Genomic DNA, 15,904 nt, shown 5'->3' with positions numbered 1-15,904 from the left:
ACGAGCAGGGCGTCGAAGTAGTACTGAATTCCCACGGACGTGCTCCTAGAGCGGGCATGCGGTCAGGGCCGGAGACAAGTCTAATGCGCGGCCCCGACAGCGGCGCGGCCAGGCCCGACAGGTGATCTCCTGGTCCGCCGCCGGGTCCGGCGCGGGGGTGCCCCGGGGCACCTGAAACCGGGACGTTCCGGACGGCGGGGAAGAGCCGGTCAGCGGCCTGTCGTGAGGCGCTCGTACTGCGCGTCGAGCAGGCGCTGGAGGGTGCCGCCGGAAAGGGTCCGGGCGCTGCTCACGGTGAGCGTGATCTGCACGTCGCCCTGGTACGAGACGGCGGCCACGGCGTCCGAGCTCTCGGCCGACGCCGAGGTCAGGCGGTAAGCGCGAGCCGGGTACGCTCCGGCGAGCGCGATCCTGGCGCCCTGGAAGTGGCCCTGTTCGTAGTACGCGGCGGCCTGGTCCGGCGCACCGAACCTGGCCAGCTTGACGGTGACCTCGCAAACGCCGTCGGCCGTCAGATACGTACGGTAGGCGCCGCCCCGGAATCCGTAGGTCTTCAGCGCGGCGCGGGCTTCGGCGGGGTCGACGGCGGCCGAGGAGATGTCGTCCGCGCTGAGCGCCTCGCCGGCCGGGTCACCGTAGACATCGGCGTCGCCGGGCGGCGTCAGCAGGAAAAACCGCAGGTCACCGCTGTGCACACCCTTGCTGACGTGCCCGGTGAGGCGCCCGGCCGGGGCCGCGCCGGTCGGCGCGGGCTCGGCGGCGGTGCCGGCAGGGGACGGCGTGGCACCGGCGGGCGCCCCCGCGACCGTCCGCGCGCTGTGCGAGGTGCCGGGTGCCGCCGTCGTGTCGGCGGGCCCGGAGTGCGACGGGCCGAACGCGATCACCAGCCCGGCGGTGAGCGCCACCAGAGCGGTCAGCCCGACCCCGGTAGCGACGAAACTGCCCCGGCGGCGACGGGAGCCGCCGTCGTTGTGTTCCACGAAGCCCCCCCGGGCGATGACGTCCATGTGTGCGGTGCACACGGATCAGATGTATATCACCCCTAGGCTGTGGCCATGGCGAACAAGCTGGTGATCAAGGTGACGGCGGGGGCCGACGAACCCGAGCGCTGCTCCCAGGCCTTCACCGTCGCGGCGGTGGCGGTGGCCAGCGGGGTGGACGTCTCGCTCTGGCTGACCGGTGAATCGGCGTGGTTCGCGCTGCCGGGGCGGGCCGCCGAGTTCGAACTCCCGCACGCGGCCCCGCTGCCCGATCTGCTGGCCGCCGTCCTCGCCGCAGGCGAAGTCACCCTCTGCACCCAGTGCGCCGCCCGCCGTGACATCGGCGAGAAGGACGTCCTGGCGGGCGTGCGGATCGCGGGTGCCCAGGTGTTCGTCAGCGAGATCATGCCGGAGGGCGTCCAGGCCCTGGTCTACTGAGCGCCGGCGGGGTCACTTCCCGCCCCGGCCCCGGGCGTGGAAAGAGCCCGCCGCGCGCGTCGCACAGCGGACCCTCCGGCGCCTAAGGCTCGTGACGGTCCCCGTTCTTCGGGTTCTTCGGATCCTTGCCCCGGCCGGACTTCTTGTTGTCCTTGCCTTCCAGCTCCGCCCACCAGTCGTCGGACTGGGGATCGCCCGACTCCTCGTCGAACCACCGTTCGTGCGGACCGCGCCGGTTGGCGACAATCGCCGCGACCGGGGGAATCGCCGCCGCGATCAGGCACATGCCGATCGCGGCCGGCACAGACCAGAGACGTACGACCGACCAAGCGAGGACGAAAAGCACTACGCAGGTGCCCATCATGGCGAAATACCAGCGACGACGGCGCACGTGCACACCTCCCAAGTCCGTCCGACGCCGCGAAGTGACATCACCCGCCGGACGGAGTCCGGCGCAGCGGCTCGAAGCCGGCGAGGCCCGCCAGGGCCGAGCAGTGCGAGAAGCGCATCAGAGGGATTCAGCCCAGTGACGACGGCGCGCGAACACACTTCAAAGGTACGTCCCTCCCGGCCGATCGGCACCACGCGGACGAAGGGCCGCGACCCCCTTGCGCGGGGTCGCGGCCCTTCGGGTGCTAAACCTGTGGACGGTTAAAAACGCCGCTCGGGAAGCCGGCGCCCACCGGCCGTCTCACAGGGCGATGGCCACCTCGGCGGCCGTGCCCTGCTGGGCGACGACCGTACGGTCCACGGTGGCGCCGGGGACCAGGGCCCGCAGCGTCCAGGTGCCGGGAGCCGCGAAGAAGCGGAACTGTCCGGTCGCCGATGTGGGTACCTCGGCGGTGAACTCGCCGCCTCCGTCGAGCAGTCGTACATAGCCGGAGACCGGCTCGCCGTCGCGGGTGACGGACCCCTGGATGATGGTCTCGCTCGCCACGTCGACTCCCGCCAGATCCGGCCCGCCGGCTTTCGCTCCACACATATGGATCAGTCCTCGCCTTGTTCCGGTGGTCAGTTGGCGCCGAGCTCGATCGGCACGCCGACCAGCGAGCCGTACTCGGTCCACGAGCCGTCGTAGTTCTTGACGTTGCCCTGGTCGAGCAGCTCGTGCAGCACGAACCAGGTGAGCGCGGACCGCTCACCGATCCGGCAGTACGCGATGGTGTCCTTGGCGAGGTCCACGTTCTCGTCCTGGTAGAGCTTGGTGAGCTCCTCGTCGGACTTGAAGGTGCCGTCGTCGTTGGCGTTCTTCGACCACGGGATGTTGCGGGCGCTCGGCACGTGGCCGGGGCGCTGCGACTGCTCCTGCGGCAGGTGCGCGGGCGCCAGCAGCTTGCCGGAGAACTCGTCGGGCGAGCGGACGTCGACCAGGTTCAGCGAACCGATCGCGGCCACCACGTCGTCGCGGAAGGCGCGGATGGAGGCGTCCTGCGGCTTGGCCTTGTACTCGGTCGTGGCGCGCTGCGGCACCGCCGCCACCAGGTCGCGGGAGTCCAGCTCCCACTTCTTGCGGCCGCCGTCGAGCAGCTTGACCGCGTCGTGGCCGTAGAGCTTGAAGTACCAGTAGGCGTAGGAGGCGAACCAGTTGTTGTTGCCGCCGTAGAGCACCACGGTGTCGTCGTTGGCGATGCCCTTGGCCGACAGCAGCGCCTCGAAACCGGCCTGGTCGACGAAGTCGCGGCGGACCGGGTCCTGGAGGTCCTGCTTCCAGTCGATACGGACGGCGTTCTTGATGTGGTTCTTCTCGTAGGCCGACGTGTCCTCGTCCACCTCGACGATGACCACCTTCGGGTCGTCGATGTGGGCCTCGACCCAGTCGGCGTCCACGAGGACGTCACTGCGGCTCATGCTGTTCTCCTCCGGAGCGGTACGAATGTGCGGTGGCGCGGTGCGCGGTGCCGGAGCGGGCGCGGACGGCGTGCGGACATGCCGCGCGCCGAGGGAGGCGGCCGGTGCCTGCCGAAGACCGCCGATCGGCTGACGACCGCTGCCGACGTCCGCGGAAGACACGGACGCGGGACAGGGGCGGGCACCCTGCGACGAGGCCCTTCCGGCGGATCCGTGCCGGGTTCACGGCGGGATCCGGCCGGCCTCGGCGGCCGGCCGGCGGCCGGCGGCGTGCCGCCCCTAGGTCATGCGACACAGCATGGTGGACACGCGGCACAGGTCCACTGCCCGCCGCTTGGTGAGATCCACCTGTCGCTTCATAGTCCCGATCGTAGGGATATGAACCATCGAGTGTCACCGCCGTCTCGGATAACGAGACAGGATTGTCCGAATGGCGGAATAGGCAGACAGCGCGTGCGAGCCGTTCACCGGCGCGGGGGGAACGCGCTTTCGGAAGCCACCCCTCAGTTGGCGAGCACCACGTGCTTCCCGGTCGCGGAGACGGAGATACCGTCCGGCGTCGCGGACACGTCGGAGAGCGCGATACCGGCCGGCAGATGCGTGAGCTGGGTGGTGAAGTCGATCTGCTTCCTGACCTGGCTCTCCAGGCCGAGCGCGGTGAACGCCTTCGGCAGCCCCTGCGCGTGCAGGGTGATCGAGTCGGCGTTGTGCACGGTGACCTGGCTCAGCACGCTGAGCTTCGCGCTCAGGAAGGTGCCGGCGAGCTTGACCATCGCCCGGCCGCTCGGGTCCGTGCCGCCGTACGACACGGTGATGCCGGCCGGCGCCGCCTTGGTCAGATCCGCGTAGGTGATGAACGCGGTGCCGCTGGCGTTGTCGGCCACCGCCCGGCTGAAGCTGTTGGAGAGCTTCACCCCGTGCAGGTCGGCGCGGAAGCTGTCGATCCGCACCGACTCGCCGCCGTCGCCGGCCGCGATGTCATGGGCGGTGATCTTCACATCGTGCAGCTTGCCGGTGGCCGCCTGGGTCAGGAACGGGAACCCCTCGATCGACACCTTCGGCTTGTGGCTGAGCCCCTCGCTGCTCTGGGCATGGTCCGCCGCCTTGTTCTCGGCGAGATTGACGGCGACCCGGTCCGCCGCGACGAAGAGACCGCCGAGGATCACCACCACGATCAGAACTATCCGCGCCACTCGCATCCGTGCGCCACTCCCCGATTGTCCGCCGCCGATGTGCCGGCCGCTGGATCCGTACGTCCAGCCGGCCTTTGATCCGTGTCCCCGGCCTTCCGCTCCCGACACACCTGACGGGCGGCGGGGTCCCGCGGTTCCCGCGCAGGTCAAACCGTTATGGGCGGGTCGCTCTCGCCGGGTGTCCGCGGCGCCGTCAGCTCAGCACCCGGCCGAGGACGTAGACGAAGGGCGCGGCGGCGGTCAGCGGCAGCGCCACCCCCGCGGTGAAGTGGACGAAGCGGGACGGGAAGTCGTAGCTGGCCACCCGCAGGCCGATCAGCGCGCAGGCACCGGCGACCAGGGCGAGCAGCGCCGCGTGCGGACCGCCGAAGCCGGTGCCCGGACCGGTCGCGAGACCGGTGGCGGTCGCCGCGGCCAGGGCGAGCAGCAGCGACACGGGCTGACCGCCGGGCAGCGGCAGCGCGCGGACCACGGTGGCCGCGGCGACCGCGAGCACACCGACCACCACCGGGTCGGTCCCCGCGTGCGAGGTGGCGGTGGCGAGGAAGCAGGCGGCGAGCACGGCCAGCAGGGTCGAGGCGGAGGTCGCCGTCAGCGACGACAGCCGCTCGTCCGAGCTGCCGTGGTGCCGCAACTGGAGCACGAGCACCAGCAGCAGCCACACCCCGAGCGTGCCGGCCAGTGCGAGCGGGCCGTGCCCGCCGTCCACCGCGAGCAGCGCGCCATCGGCGGTGACGCCGCCGAGGAACGCCAGCGCGATGCCCTGCCGGGCCGGCCACATGCCGTTGAGCCGGAACCAGCCGGCCGCCGTGACCGCTTGCAGCACCACCAGCACGACGGCGAGGCCGGGCTTGCCGACCGCCGCCCCGCCGGCCAGCAGCAGGCCGAGCACGGCGGTCAGCCCGGCGGGCTGTATGCCCGGCGGGATGATCGGCGAGCCGGTACGGACGGGGGCGGCGGGCCGGCCATCGCCCTGGGGGGTGACCTGCGGCCCGGCCGGCGCCTCCTCGATGGGCGGCAGCACGGCGGTGTGCTCGATGCCGCCGCGATCGTACGGCCGGGGGTCGGCGTACGCGTGCGGCTGCTGGGGCTGGGGCTGCGACTGCGGCTGCGACTGCGGCTGGGGGTATCCCTGCGGCTCGGACCACTGCCGCGAGACGTCGTACGTCCGGCCGCCGGGGCCGGCGTGCGGCTGCGTCGCGGGGTCGGACCACTGCTGGGGGGCGCCGTACGCGGGGTCGCCGTACGGCTGACCGGCGTACGGCTGACCGGCGTACGGCTGACCGGCGTACGGCTGGGCGCCACTGCCCGCTGGGTCCACCGGGTTCTGGGGGCCGGCCCACTGGCCGGCGCCGTCGTCGTACGTCTGGCCGCCGCCGTACGGCCGCTGGTCCGTCCACTGCTGCGGCTCACCGTAGGACTGCCCGCCCGTGGCGGTACCGGCTTGGGCGGCCTGGCCGCTCGCGTCGCCGTACGCATGCCCACCGCCGTACGGCTGCTGGTCCGCCCACTGCTGCGGCTCGCCGTAGGACTGCCCGCCCGCGGCCGTCTGTTCCCAGGAGCCGGCCGGCGCGGTCGGTGACGCGTCGGGGCCGGGCCACTCGGCGCCCTGGGGGTAGCCGGCGCCGTAGCCGTACGCCTCCCCTGAGCCCTGGCCCGGGGCGAAGCCGTCGCCGTAGCCGTCCGGCGGGAACGCCGTGCCGTAGCCGCCGTCGTGGCCCGGGCCCGGGTCCCGGCGGTGGCCGCCCGAGCCGTCGGGCCCGGGGCGGTCCGAGGACGCCGAGGGGTCGGGGGTGGGGCCGTAATCGTGGGTACTCATGATCATCCTCCCGCGAACGGTGGGAGGACCTCCACCGTGCCGCCGTCAGGCAGAGGGACCGCGGTGTGGTCGCGGGTGCCGACCGGGGTGCCGTCGACGAGGAAGGAACAGCGGCGCAGGACCTGGGCGAACTCCGGCCGCGCGGTGTGCCGTTCGCGTGCGGCGGCGAGCGCCTCGGCGAGGGTCGCCGCACGGTAGGGCTCCTCCGCGGTGCCCGCGGCGGCCTTCGCGGCGGCCCAGTAGCGGATCCTGCCCGCCACCGGCCGCGGGGCCGTTTCGGGTCCAGCCATCACGGTCCGTCCTTCGTCTCCGTCGTCACTCCCCGACCGGCCGGGTCGGCCGGCTCGTCCCGGTCGTCCGGGTCGTCCGGCCGGCACCACGGCTGTCCGGGCTCCGCCGGGACCGCCGGTCGCTCGTTCTCGTCACGTGCGTCGTGCCGGGGTCCATCATGGCCCGTCCGCGTCAGATCCCGGGAATCACCGCGACGCGGGCGGTCAGCCAGTCGCCGATCCTGGCCAGCAGTTCGGGCCCGGCCGCGTTCTCCGCGTGCCCGAAACCGCGCTCGATCCACAGCTCCGCGTCCGGGTGACCGGCCGTCTCGGCCGCCGCGGCCAGCGAGTAGGGGTGGTCGAGCGGGAAGTAACCGTCCCTGTCGCCGTGCACGATCAGCAGCGGGGTCGGCGCTATGTACGGCACCGACTCGACCGGGGAGCGCGGCACCGGGTCCCAGTCCGCCGCCTGGATCCGGGTCTTCAGGCCGTACCGCGAGACCAGCCGCCCGGTGGGCCGGGTGATCGCCCAGTGCACCCGCCGCATGGGCGCGGTCCCCCGGTAGTACCAGCGGGCCGGCGAACTCACCGACACCACGGCCGCCACCGGTTCGTACGGTCCGTACGGCTCGGGTGGCTCATGTGGTTCTCGTGATTCTCGTGGGCCGTGCGGACCGGCACCGGCACCGTTTCCACTCCCGAGCCCGTAGCCGTCCGCCGAGCCGCCCGCGTGCCGCAGCACCACCGAACCGCCCATCGAGAAGCCGACGGTGGCGACCCGCTGGTAGCCGAGCCGCCGGGCCCAGCGGACGGCCGCGTCCAGGTCGAACACCTCGCGGTCACCGACCGTGGAGTGGCCGCCGGAGTTGCCGTGGCCGCGGAAGGAGAAGACCACCACTCCCCCGTAGGCCCGCAGGGTCCGCGCCGCCCGTCGTACCGCCGGCCGGTCGAGCGAGCCGGTGAAGCCGTGTGCCATCACGATGCAGAATCGATCCAGTCCGGCCGGGCCGCCCAGCCCGGCCGGCCCGTCCAGCCGGTCCGCGTCGGCGCCTTCGCCTGCCGAGTCCACCGAGTCCACCGAGCCCGCCAAGTCCGCCGGGCCCGCTCCCGGCAGGTGCTCCGCCTCGATCGTGACGCCGTCCGAAGTCAACAGAATCGCGCGCCGACCACCCGAAGTGATCGAAAAAACACGCGGACGTTTGTCATCGGTCTCGGCAGATCTGTCCATGTGGGCTATTCTTCCGTTCAAGAGGACCTGGGCAATGTCGCCCCCGGGTCCTTTCGTGCTTTCCGGTAGCGGGATGCGTCACCCCTGACGTGTCAGGTCCGGATGACGATCGACGGGAGCGCCCGGTGAGTTCACTCCTGCTTCTGACCAATGCCCTTCAGCCGTCCACCGAAGTGCTGCCCGCGCTCGGGCTGCTGTTGCACAGCGTCCGCGTGGCGCCCGCCGAGGGCCCCGCCCTGGTGGACACCCCGGGCGCCGATGTGATCCTGATCGACGGCCGGCGTGATCTGCCACAGGTCCGCAGCCTGTGCCAGTTGCTCCGTTCCACCGGCCCCGGCTGTCCGCTGCTGCTGGTGGTCACCGAGGGCGGCCTCGCCGCCATCACCGCCGACTGGGGCATCGACGACGTCCTGCTGGACACCGCGGGCCCGGCCGAGGTCGAGGCCCGGCTGCGGCTGGCGATGGGCCGGCAGCAGATCACCACGGACGACAGCCCGATGGAGATCCGCAACGGCGACCTGTCGGTCGACGAGGCGACGTACAGCGCGAAGCTCAAGGGCCGGGTGCTCGACCTGACCTTCAAGGAGTTCGAGCTGCTGAAGTACCTGGCGCAGCACCCCGGCCGGGTCTTCACCCGGGCCCAGTTGCTGCAAGAGGTCTGGGGATACGACTACTTCGGCGGCACCCGGACCGTGGACGTGCACGTGCGGCGGCTGCGCGCCAAGCTCGGCGTGGAGCACGAGTCGCTCATCGGCACGGTCCGCAACGTCGGTTACCGCTTCGTCACCCCGGAGAAGGTCGAGCGGGCGGTGGAGGAGGCGGCCCGCAGCGAGGCCGCCCAGGGCCGCGGCACCACCGGGCTCGGGACGGGACGCGCGCCGGGCAGCGGCGGCTTCGCGGACGGCCACACCAGCGGTGCCGCCGGCACCGGCAGCCGCACATCGGCTGAGCAGACGGTATGACGATCCGTGTGACGGCTGGATAGACCCGCGTAGACTCCGGTCGTGCCCAAGGTGACGCGCGACGACGTGGCCAGGCTGGCGGGGACCTCGACCGCGGTCGTCAGCTACGTCATCAACAACGGACCGAGGCCGGTAGCCCCGGCCACCCGCGAGCGCGTGCTCGCGGCCATCAAGCAGCTCGGCTATCGCCCGGACCGCGTGGCCCAGGCGATGGCGAGCCGCCGTACCGACCTCATCGGCCTGATCGTGCCGGACGCGCGCCAGCCCTTCTTCGCGGAGATGGCGCACGCGGTCGAACAGGCCGCGTCCGACCGCGGGAAGATGGTGCTGGTCGGCAACTCGGACTACCTCGACGAGCGCGAGGTGCACTATCTGCGGGCCTTCCTCGGGATGCGGGTCTCCGGGCTGATCCTGATCAGCCAGGGCCCCAGCCAGAACGCGGCCGCCGAGATCGACGCCTGGGACGCCCGGGTGGTGCTGCTGCACGAGCGCCCCGAGGCGATCGACGACATCGCGGTGGTCACCGACGACATCGGCGGCGCCCAACTGGCCACCCGCCACCTGCTGGAGCACGGCCATGAGTACGTCGCCTGCCTGGGCGGCATAGAGATCACGCCGGTCACCGGCGACCCGGTCACCGACCATGTGGTGGGCTGGCGGCGGGCGATGGAGGAGGCCGGCAAGTCCACCGAGGGCCGGCTCTTCCACGCCCCCTACAACCGCTATGACGCCTACAAGGTGGCACTTGAGCTGCTGGCCGGTCCTGACAAGCCGCCGGCCATCTTCTGCGCCACCGACGACCAGGCGATCGGGGTGCTGCGGGCCGCCCGCGAGCTGCGGATCGACGTGCCGGAGAAGCTCGCCGTCGCCGGGTTCGACGATGTGAAGGAAGCCGGGCTGGCCGACCCGCCGCTCACCACGGTGGCCTCCGACCGGCAGGCGATGGCCAGAGCCGCGGTGGACGCCGTGCTCGACGACTCGCTGCGGGTGCCGGGCGCGCGGCGCGAGCGGCTGCGGACCTTCCCGTCCCGGCTGGTGGTACGCGGTTCCTGCGGCTGCCACGCGAGCTGATCGCGCCCGCTGGCCGGCCCAGCGGCCGTGAGCCGGTGAGGAACCCCCACCGGGCGGCAGCCGGGGAAAGGCCGAACCGCCCACCCCCGCCCGTACGGCACCCCGCGCGGTGGTTGCCGTGCGCGGTTCCCCGCGCCCCCAAAACCCACCGCAACCCCGCCCGCAAACGTGCCTCGCGCCCCTGATAGCCGGATCCGCATCCGGCGGTTTCACCGGGTCCCGGCAGGGGCGCGGGGTAGTGCGCCGGCCCGATGCCGCCGGACCGGTGGGGCCGGCCAGGACGCCGGTGCGTGCCCGTAAGCGATCTTCCTTACATGGGGCATACCCACTTCTGTCGGGCTTCTCAGCGTGTGCTCAGGAAGCTCTCATGATCGGGCCGCACAGTCATAGGCATGACCGAGAGCAACCGCTACAGCGGAGAACCCCAGGACCCGCACGACCCGCAGGCACCGCTCTACTTCGGCCCGCACACGCCCCCCGCGGCTTACGGCAGCGATGCCGCGGCCGCCGGCGAGGGCGGGGTCAACGGTTTCCCCCAACCTCCTGGCTACGCGCCCATGCCCGCCATGTCCCCGGCGCCCGGCGCGCCCTACGGACCCGCCGAGCCGCAGCACCGGCGCCGGACCGGCCGGCCGATCGCGCTCTTCGCCGCGGTGGCGCTCGCCGCCGGGGTGATCGGCGGCGGCGCGGGCGCCCTGATCGGCAACTCGACCGACCACCACAGCAGCACGGCCGCGGCCGCCAGTGCCATCAACGCCAGTGCGATCAACGGCACGGTGGCCGGCGTGGCCAAGGCGGTCAGCCCCAGCGTGGTGCAGATCGACGCGACCACCAGCCAGGGCAAGGCGACCGGCGCCGGCGTGATCATCACCTCGGGCGGCCAGATCGTCACCAACAACCACGTGGTCGCGGGTTCCGACTCGATCTCCGTGACCTTCAGCAACGGCAAGACCGCCGCCGCGTCCGTGGTCGGCACCGACCCGCGGAAGGACCTGGCGCTGATCAAGGTGAACGGTGCGAGCGGACTGCCCGCCGCGACGCTCGGCGACTCCTCCGGCCTGGCGGTCGGCGACCAGGTGGTCGCCATCGGCTCGCCGGACGGTCTGACCGGCACCGTCACCAGCGGTATCGTCTCCGCGCTCAACCGCGATGTGACGGTGCCGGTCGAGGACGGCCAGAGCCAGCAACAGCAGCAGTTCGGCGGCGGCGGCCAGTGGCCCTTCTCCTTCGGCGGCAACCAGTTCAACGGCGACACCGGCTCCTCCACCACCACGTACAAGGCGATCCAGACCGACGCCTCGCTCAACCCGGGTAACTCCGGTGGCGCGCTGATCAATATGAGCGGTCAGATCATCGGCATCAACTCGGCGATGTTCGCGCCCTCCTCGTCCAGCGGCGACGACTCCGCCAACCCGGGCAGCGCCGGGCTCGGCTTCGCCATCCCGATCAACACCCTGAAGTCCGACCTGGCCCATCTGCGGGCCGGCGGGTCGAACGACAGCAGCGGGAACACCGGCGGGAACACCGGCTCCGGCAACGGCTCCACCAACGGCAACAGCGGCTTCGGCAACGGGTTCGGCGGCGGGTTCTGAGCCTGATCACGCGGCTGACGCGGGGACCGGGTCCGGGCAGGCGGCCGGGCCGGGACCCAGCGCCGATCCCGGGCCAGAGCCCGACCCCGATCCCCCCGAGTCCGGCCCGGAACCCGGCTCCGATTCCGGCCCCGATCCCGGCTTCGGATCCGAGCCCGATTCCGGGCATGCCGTCGACGGCCCCCGGCGATCCCGCCGCGCCGGGGGCGGGCCGTGCGACGCTGGACGCACCAGAGATCCCCGGCCCGATGTCCGTCAGCGAGGTATCCGAGACCATGAGCACCGGCGAGAGCGGCGAGGCCCCCGCCCGCATCCTGATCGTCGACGACGAGCCCGCCGTCCGGGAGGCGCTGCGCCGCAGCCTGGCGTTCGAGGGATACGACACCGAGCTGGCCGCCGACGGCATGGCGGCGCTGGAGCGGGCGGTCGCGTACCAGCCGGACGCCATCGTGCTGGATGTGCTGATGCCGAGGATGGACGGACTGACCGCGGCCCGCCGGCTCCGGGCAGCCGGGGTGACCACCCCGATCCTGATGCTCACCGCCCGGGACACCGTCGGCGACCGGGTCACCGGCCTCGACGCGGGCGCCGACGACTACCTCGTCAAACCGTTCGAGCTGGACGAGCTGCTGGCCCGGCTGCGCGCCCTGCTGCGCCGCAGCGCCTACGCGGCGGGCGGCGGCCAGGCCGGCGCCGGCCACGACCAGGCGCTCACCTTCGGCGATCTGCGGATGGACCCGGCCACCCGGGAGGTGACCAGGGGCGGCCACCCGGTCGAGCTGACCCGCACCGAGTACACCCTGCTGGAGCTCTTCCTCACCCACCCGCGCCAGGTGCTCACCCGGGAGCAGATCCTGAAGTCCGTGTGGGGCTTCGACTTCGAACCCTCGTCCAACTCGCTGGACGTCTATGTGATGTACCTGCGCCGCAAGACCGAGGCGGGCGGAATGCCGCGGGTCGTGCACACCGTGCGGGGTGTCGGCTATGTGCTGCGCGCCCCGGAGGGCGGCCGTTCGTGAGTAGTCTGCCGCTGCGGTCCCGGCTGACGATCCTGACCGCCTCCGCGGTGGCGATCGCGGTGGCGCTCGCCGCCCTGGCCTGCTGGCTGATCACCCGGGACCAGCTCATCAACCAGCTCGACTCCTCGCTGAAGGCGGTCCGGCTGGACACCAGACAGGTGCTGGACTTCGCCGAGCGATGTCCGCAGGACCCGCAGAACGGCGAGCTCGCGCCGAGCTTCTACACCGTCCAGCTCATCGCCACCAACGGGGCGGTGTGCACGGTCACCGGCCCGTCGCCGATCCCGGCGAGCGCGGGCGACCGCGCGGTGGCCGACCACCGGCAGCAGAGCAGCGTGCACAGCGCCAAGGCGAACAACGGCGTACGGATGCGGGTGGTCACCTACCGGGTGACGGACGCCGACGACTTCGGCGTGCAGCACGTCGTCACCGTCTCCGTCGCCCGCCCGCTCAGCGAGGTGAACCACGCGCTCGACACCCTCGCCCTGGTACTGCTCGGCGTCATCGGCGTCGGCGTACTGGGGGCCGGTACGGCCGGCCTGTGGATCGCCAGGACCGGGCTGCGGCCGGTCGACGATCTGACCCAGGCGGTCGAGCACATCGCCCGTACCGAGGATCTCAATGTGCGGATCCCGGTGGACGGGCAGGACGAGATCGCCCGGCTGAGCGCGTCCTTCAACGCGATGACCGTCGCGCTGGCCTCGTCCCGCGACCGGCAGCAGCAGCTCATCGCCGACGCCGGCCATGAGCTGCGCACCCCGCTCACCTCGCTGCGCACCAATATCGAGCTGCTGGAGCGCAGTGAGGCGACCGGGCGGGCGCTGCCGCCGGAGGACCGGCGGGCGCTGCTGGCCTCGGTCAAGGCGCAGATGACCGAGCTGGCCGCGCTCATCGGCGACCTCCAGGAGCTGTCCCGTCCGGACGCGGCCCGCACCCTGGAGGTCGTACCGCTGCACAAGATCACCGACGCGGCGCTGGAACGGGCCAGGCTGCGCGGACCCGATCGGCGGCTGCTCACCGATGTCCAGCCCTGGTACGTCAGGGGCGAGGCGCCGGCGCTGGAGCGGGCGGTGGTCAATCTGCTGGACAACGCGGTGAAGTTCAGCCCGTCCGGCGGCGAGATCGAGGTCCGGCTGCACGGCGGGCAGCTCACCGTGCGGGACCACGGGCCCGGCATCCCCGCCGAGGAGCTGCCGCATGTCTTCGAGCGGTTCTGGCGGTCGCCGACCGCCCGCAGCCTGCCCGGCAGCGGGCTCGGGCTGTCGATCGTCCGGCGCACCGTCCAGCAGTCGGGCGGTGAGGTGACGCTGGCCGCCGCGCCGGAGGGCGGCACCCTGGCGGTGCTGCGGCTGCCCGGCGCCCCGACTCCGCCGCCGGAGGAGCCGCCGCAGAGCTGACGGGCCTGGCCCGGCCCGCCCAGCCCTGCGACCGCTCTCCCGACGGAGCGATAGCGGCCGCTGCCGCTGGCCGCTATCGCTCGTGCCGTGTTGTTGCTGCCGGCCCGTCTAGCCGATGACGGTCACCCGGTCCCCGGCCGGCGGCGCGATCGGCGCCCCCGCGGTGGAGTGCGCGGTCAGGTAGGTGGCGAAGGCCGCCAGGTCGTCGCCGCCGACCAGCGGGTTCACGCCCTGGCCGAGTGCGGCGAAGCCGTCGCCGCCGCCGGCCAGGAAGTTGTTCTCCGCGACGCGGTAGGAGGCGGCCGGGTCGACCGGGGTGCCGTTGAGCTTGATCGACCCGGTCACCACCTGGTCGGCGCCGGTCTTGGTGGTGTCCAGGGTGTACGTCAGGCCCGCCGAGATCTGGAGGATCTTCGGGGCGGTCAGATTGGCGCCGCTGACCTGCTGCTGGAGCGCGGCGATGAGCTGCGCGCCGGTGAGCGTGGTGAGGTTGACGGTGTTGCTGAACGGCTGCACCGCGAAGCCCTCGGCGTAGGTGACGACGCCGTCGCCCTCGCTGCCGGTGGACGCGTAGACCAGGTCGGTACGGATGCCGCCGGGGTTCATCAGCGCGAGCTGCGTCGTCGGGTCGAGGGACTTGCCGTAGGCGAGCTGGGCGTCGGCTATCAGGTCGCCGAGCGGGGTCTCCCGGTTGCCGGTCCGGCCGATGTCACCGCTGATCCAGCCGATGGTGCGGCCGGCCACCGGCGCGGCGAGGGTGTTCCAGCGGGCGATCAGCGCGGTCATGTCGGCGGCCTTGGGCTGCACCCGGTCCACGACGTGGTTGGTGCCCTTGACCGAGGTACGGACGATGTCGTGGGTGCGGACGTCGTACTTCATGTCCAGCTCGGTGTAGAGCCGGCCGAAGGAGGAGGCGCTGGTGACCAGCCGGGGCCGGCCGGCCGGGTCCGGGATCGTGCAGACGTACGAGTTGTGTGTGTGGCCGGTGACCAGGGCGTCGACGTCCGGCGAGATCTTCTTGGCGATGTCCACGATCGGCCCGGAGATGCCGGTGCCGGGGCCGCCAGCGTCGCAGTTGTAGTTGTAGTTGCCGCTGACCGGCACGCCGCCCTCGTGGATCAGCGCGACCACCGCGTTGACGCCCTGGCTCTTGAGGATCTTGGTGTACTTGTTGACCGTCTCGGCCTCGTCGAGGAACTTCAGGCCCGCGACGCCCGCGGCGGTGACGATGTTCGGCGTCCCCTTGAGAGTGACGCCGATAAAGCCGACCTTGACGCCCTTGACGTTCTTGACCACGTAGGGCTGGAGCAGCGGGCGGCCGGTCTGCTCGTTGACGACGTTGGCCGACAGGATCGGGTAGTCGGCGCCGGGGAAGGTCTGACCGGGCTGGTAGCAGCCGTCGACCGGGTGGCAGCCGCCGTTCTGGAGGCGCAGCAGTTCGGTCTTGCCCTCGTCGAACTCGTGGTTGCCGACGCTGGTGACGTCCAGGCCGATCTTGTTCATCGCCTCGACGGTGGGCTCGTCGTGGAAGAGCCCGGACAGCAGCGGGCTCGCCCCGACGAGGTCACCCGCCGCCACCGTCAGCGAACGGTCGTGGCCCTTGCGGGCGGTGCGGAGGCTGGCGGCCAGATACTCGACGCCGCCCGCCTGCACCGCCTTCACGCTGCCGTCCGCCTGGAGCTCGTTCACGCTTCCCGAGGAGCCGGCCGGCGGCTCCAGGTTCCCGTGGAAGTCGTTGATGGCGAGCATCTGGAGGTCGACGGTCCGGTCCGCCGGCGGCCTGCCGTGGCCGCCGTGGCCGTGAGCGGGCGCGGGACAGGCCGCGATCAGGGCCCCGACGGCGGCCAGACCGGCCACTCCCATCGAGATTCTGCGTGCCAGAAACATGGATCCCCTCGCGTCGTGTGGTCAAGTACGGGTCGAGCGCGGACAAAGAGTGATTCACGCGGTGTGCAGCATAGGGTCAACGCGCGTAGCACGGCAGGCCTTTGGGGTGAATCCGGGATGACACACCGGTGCGCGCCCCGCCGGGGTCAGGCGCGGCTCGGCGGCCGACCCCGGCGGGCCGGGCCGGCCCGGGGGCGGTCG

The 15,904-nt window shown here is 72.2% G+C and carries 16 protein-coding genes; 6 read left to right on the top strand and 10 right to left on the bottom strand.

The window, feature by feature from the left end; genetic code table 11:
- Positions 1–209: 209 nt before the first annotated feature.
- A complete protein-coding gene (locus tag OG519_RS19270) occupies positions 210–1,022 on the bottom strand; it encodes a hypothetical protein (protein ID WP_405585316.1) in 813 nt (270 codons plus the stop codon).
- 33 nt (positions 1,023–1,055) lie between these two features.
- On the opposite strand from OG519_RS19270, the gene OG519_RS19265 reads away from it, so the two are divergent.
- Positions 1,056–1,418 carry a DsrE family protein gene (locus tag OG519_RS19265; RefSeq protein ID WP_405585313.1) on the top strand — a complete coding sequence of 121 codons (363 nt, stop codon included), beginning with the start codon at positions 1,056–1,058 and terminating at the stop codon, positions 1,416–1,418.
- A gap of 82 nt (positions 1,419–1,500) precedes the next feature.
- Here the strand turns inward: OG519_RS19265 and OG519_RS19260 are convergent, their stop codons facing one another.
- The 8 genes from OG519_RS19260 to OG519_RS19225 form a co-directional block, all read right to left on the bottom strand.
- Entirely contained in the window at positions 1,501–1,815 is a 315-nt protein-coding gene (locus OG519_RS19260) for a DUF3099 domain-containing protein (protein ID WP_405585310.1), read from the bottom strand.
- A 294-nt stretch (positions 1,816–2,109) separates the two neighbouring features.
- Positions 2,110–2,400, bottom strand: a complete 291-nt coding sequence (locus tag OG519_RS19255) for a DUF1416 domain-containing protein (RefSeq protein ID WP_405585308.1) — start codon at positions 2,398–2,400, stop codon at positions 2,110–2,112.
- Between the two features lie 29 nt (positions 2,401–2,429).
- Positions 2,430–3,266, bottom strand: coding sequence for a sulfurtransferase (locus OG519_RS19250; RefSeq protein ID WP_405585305.1), 837 nt, complete (start codon positions 3,264–3,266; stop codon positions 2,430–2,432).
- Positions 3,267–3,545: 279 nt separating this feature from the next.
- Positions 3,546–3,626: a putative leader peptide gene (locus tag OG519_RS19245; protein ID WP_405592834.1), complete on the bottom strand. Its 81-nt coding sequence runs from the start codon at positions 3,624–3,626 to the stop codon at positions 3,546–3,548.
- Between the two features lie 143 nt (positions 3,627–3,769).
- Positions 3,770–4,465 carry a DUF2993 domain-containing protein gene (locus OG519_RS19240; RefSeq protein WP_405585302.1) on the bottom strand — a complete coding sequence of 232 codons (696 nt, stop codon included), beginning with the start codon at positions 4,463–4,465 and terminating at the stop codon, positions 3,770–3,772.
- Between the two features lie 187 nt (positions 4,466–4,652).
- Positions 4,653–6,278 carry a hypothetical protein gene (locus tag OG519_RS19235; protein WP_405585299.1) on the bottom strand — a complete coding sequence of 542 codons (1,626 nt, stop codon included), beginning with the start codon at positions 6,276–6,278 and terminating at the stop codon, positions 4,653–4,655.
- Between the two features lie 2 nt (positions 6,279–6,280).
- On the bottom strand, positions 6,281–6,568 hold the full coding sequence (locus OG519_RS19230; RefSeq protein WP_405585296.1) for a MoaD/ThiS family protein: 288 nt from the start codon (positions 6,566–6,568) through the stop codon (positions 6,281–6,283).
- Positions 6,569–6,740: 172 nt separating this feature from the next.
- Complete coding sequence (locus OG519_RS19225) at positions 6,741–7,775, bottom strand: alpha/beta hydrolase (protein WP_405585293.1); 1,035 nt, start codon at positions 7,773–7,775, stop codon at positions 6,741–6,743.
- Positions 7,776–7,900: 125 nt separating this feature from the next.
- On the opposite strand from OG519_RS19225, the gene OG519_RS19220 reads away from it, so the two are divergent.
- The 5 genes from OG519_RS19220 to OG519_RS19200 all read left to right on the top strand — a co-directional run bounded on the left by OG519_RS19220 (position 7,901) and on the right by OG519_RS19200 (position 13,816).
- Complete coding sequence (locus tag OG519_RS19220) at positions 7,901–8,737, top strand: response regulator transcription factor (protein ID WP_405585291.1); 837 nt, start codon at positions 7,901–7,903, stop codon at positions 8,735–8,737.
- 42 nt (positions 8,738–8,779) lie between these two features.
- Positions 8,780–9,808, top strand: a complete 1,029-nt coding sequence (locus OG519_RS19215; protein ID WP_405585288.1) for a LacI family DNA-binding transcriptional regulator — start codon at positions 8,780–8,782, stop codon at positions 9,806–9,808.
- Positions 9,809–10,200: 392 nt separating this feature from the next.
- Positions 10,201–11,400 (top strand): S1C family serine protease, encoded by a 1,200-nt coding sequence (locus OG519_RS19210; protein ID WP_405585285.1) that lies wholly within the window; start codon positions 10,201–10,203, stop codon positions 11,398–11,400.
- Positions 11,401–11,675: 275 nt separating this feature from the next.
- Entirely contained in the window at positions 11,676–12,419 is a 744-nt protein-coding gene (locus OG519_RS19205; protein WP_405592832.1) for a response regulator transcription factor, read from the top strand.
- Positions 12,416–13,816: a sensor histidine kinase gene (locus OG519_RS19200; protein WP_405585282.1), complete on the top strand. Its 1,401-nt coding sequence runs from the start codon at positions 12,416–12,418 to the stop codon at positions 13,814–13,816. The genes OG519_RS19205 and OG519_RS19200 overlap by 4 nt, the downstream gene beginning before the upstream one ends.
- A gap of 108 nt (positions 13,817–13,924) precedes the next feature.
- On the opposite strand, the gene OG519_RS19195 is transcribed toward OG519_RS19200, so the two are convergent.
- Entirely contained in the window at positions 13,925–15,703 is a 1,779-nt protein-coding gene (locus OG519_RS19195) for a bifunctional metallophosphatase/5'-nucleotidase (protein WP_405585279.1), read from the bottom strand.
- Positions 15,704–15,904: the final 201 nt, after the last annotated feature.

Origin of the sequence: Streptomyces sp. NBC_01190 (genome assembly GCF_045039895.1) — a bacterium.
Lineage (GTDB): Bacteria > Actinomycetota > Actinomycetes > Streptomycetales > Streptomycetaceae > Actinacidiphila.
The sequence above is the reverse complement of the archived record's forward strand: the minus strand, read 5'-3'. Positions and strand labels throughout refer to the sequence as shown.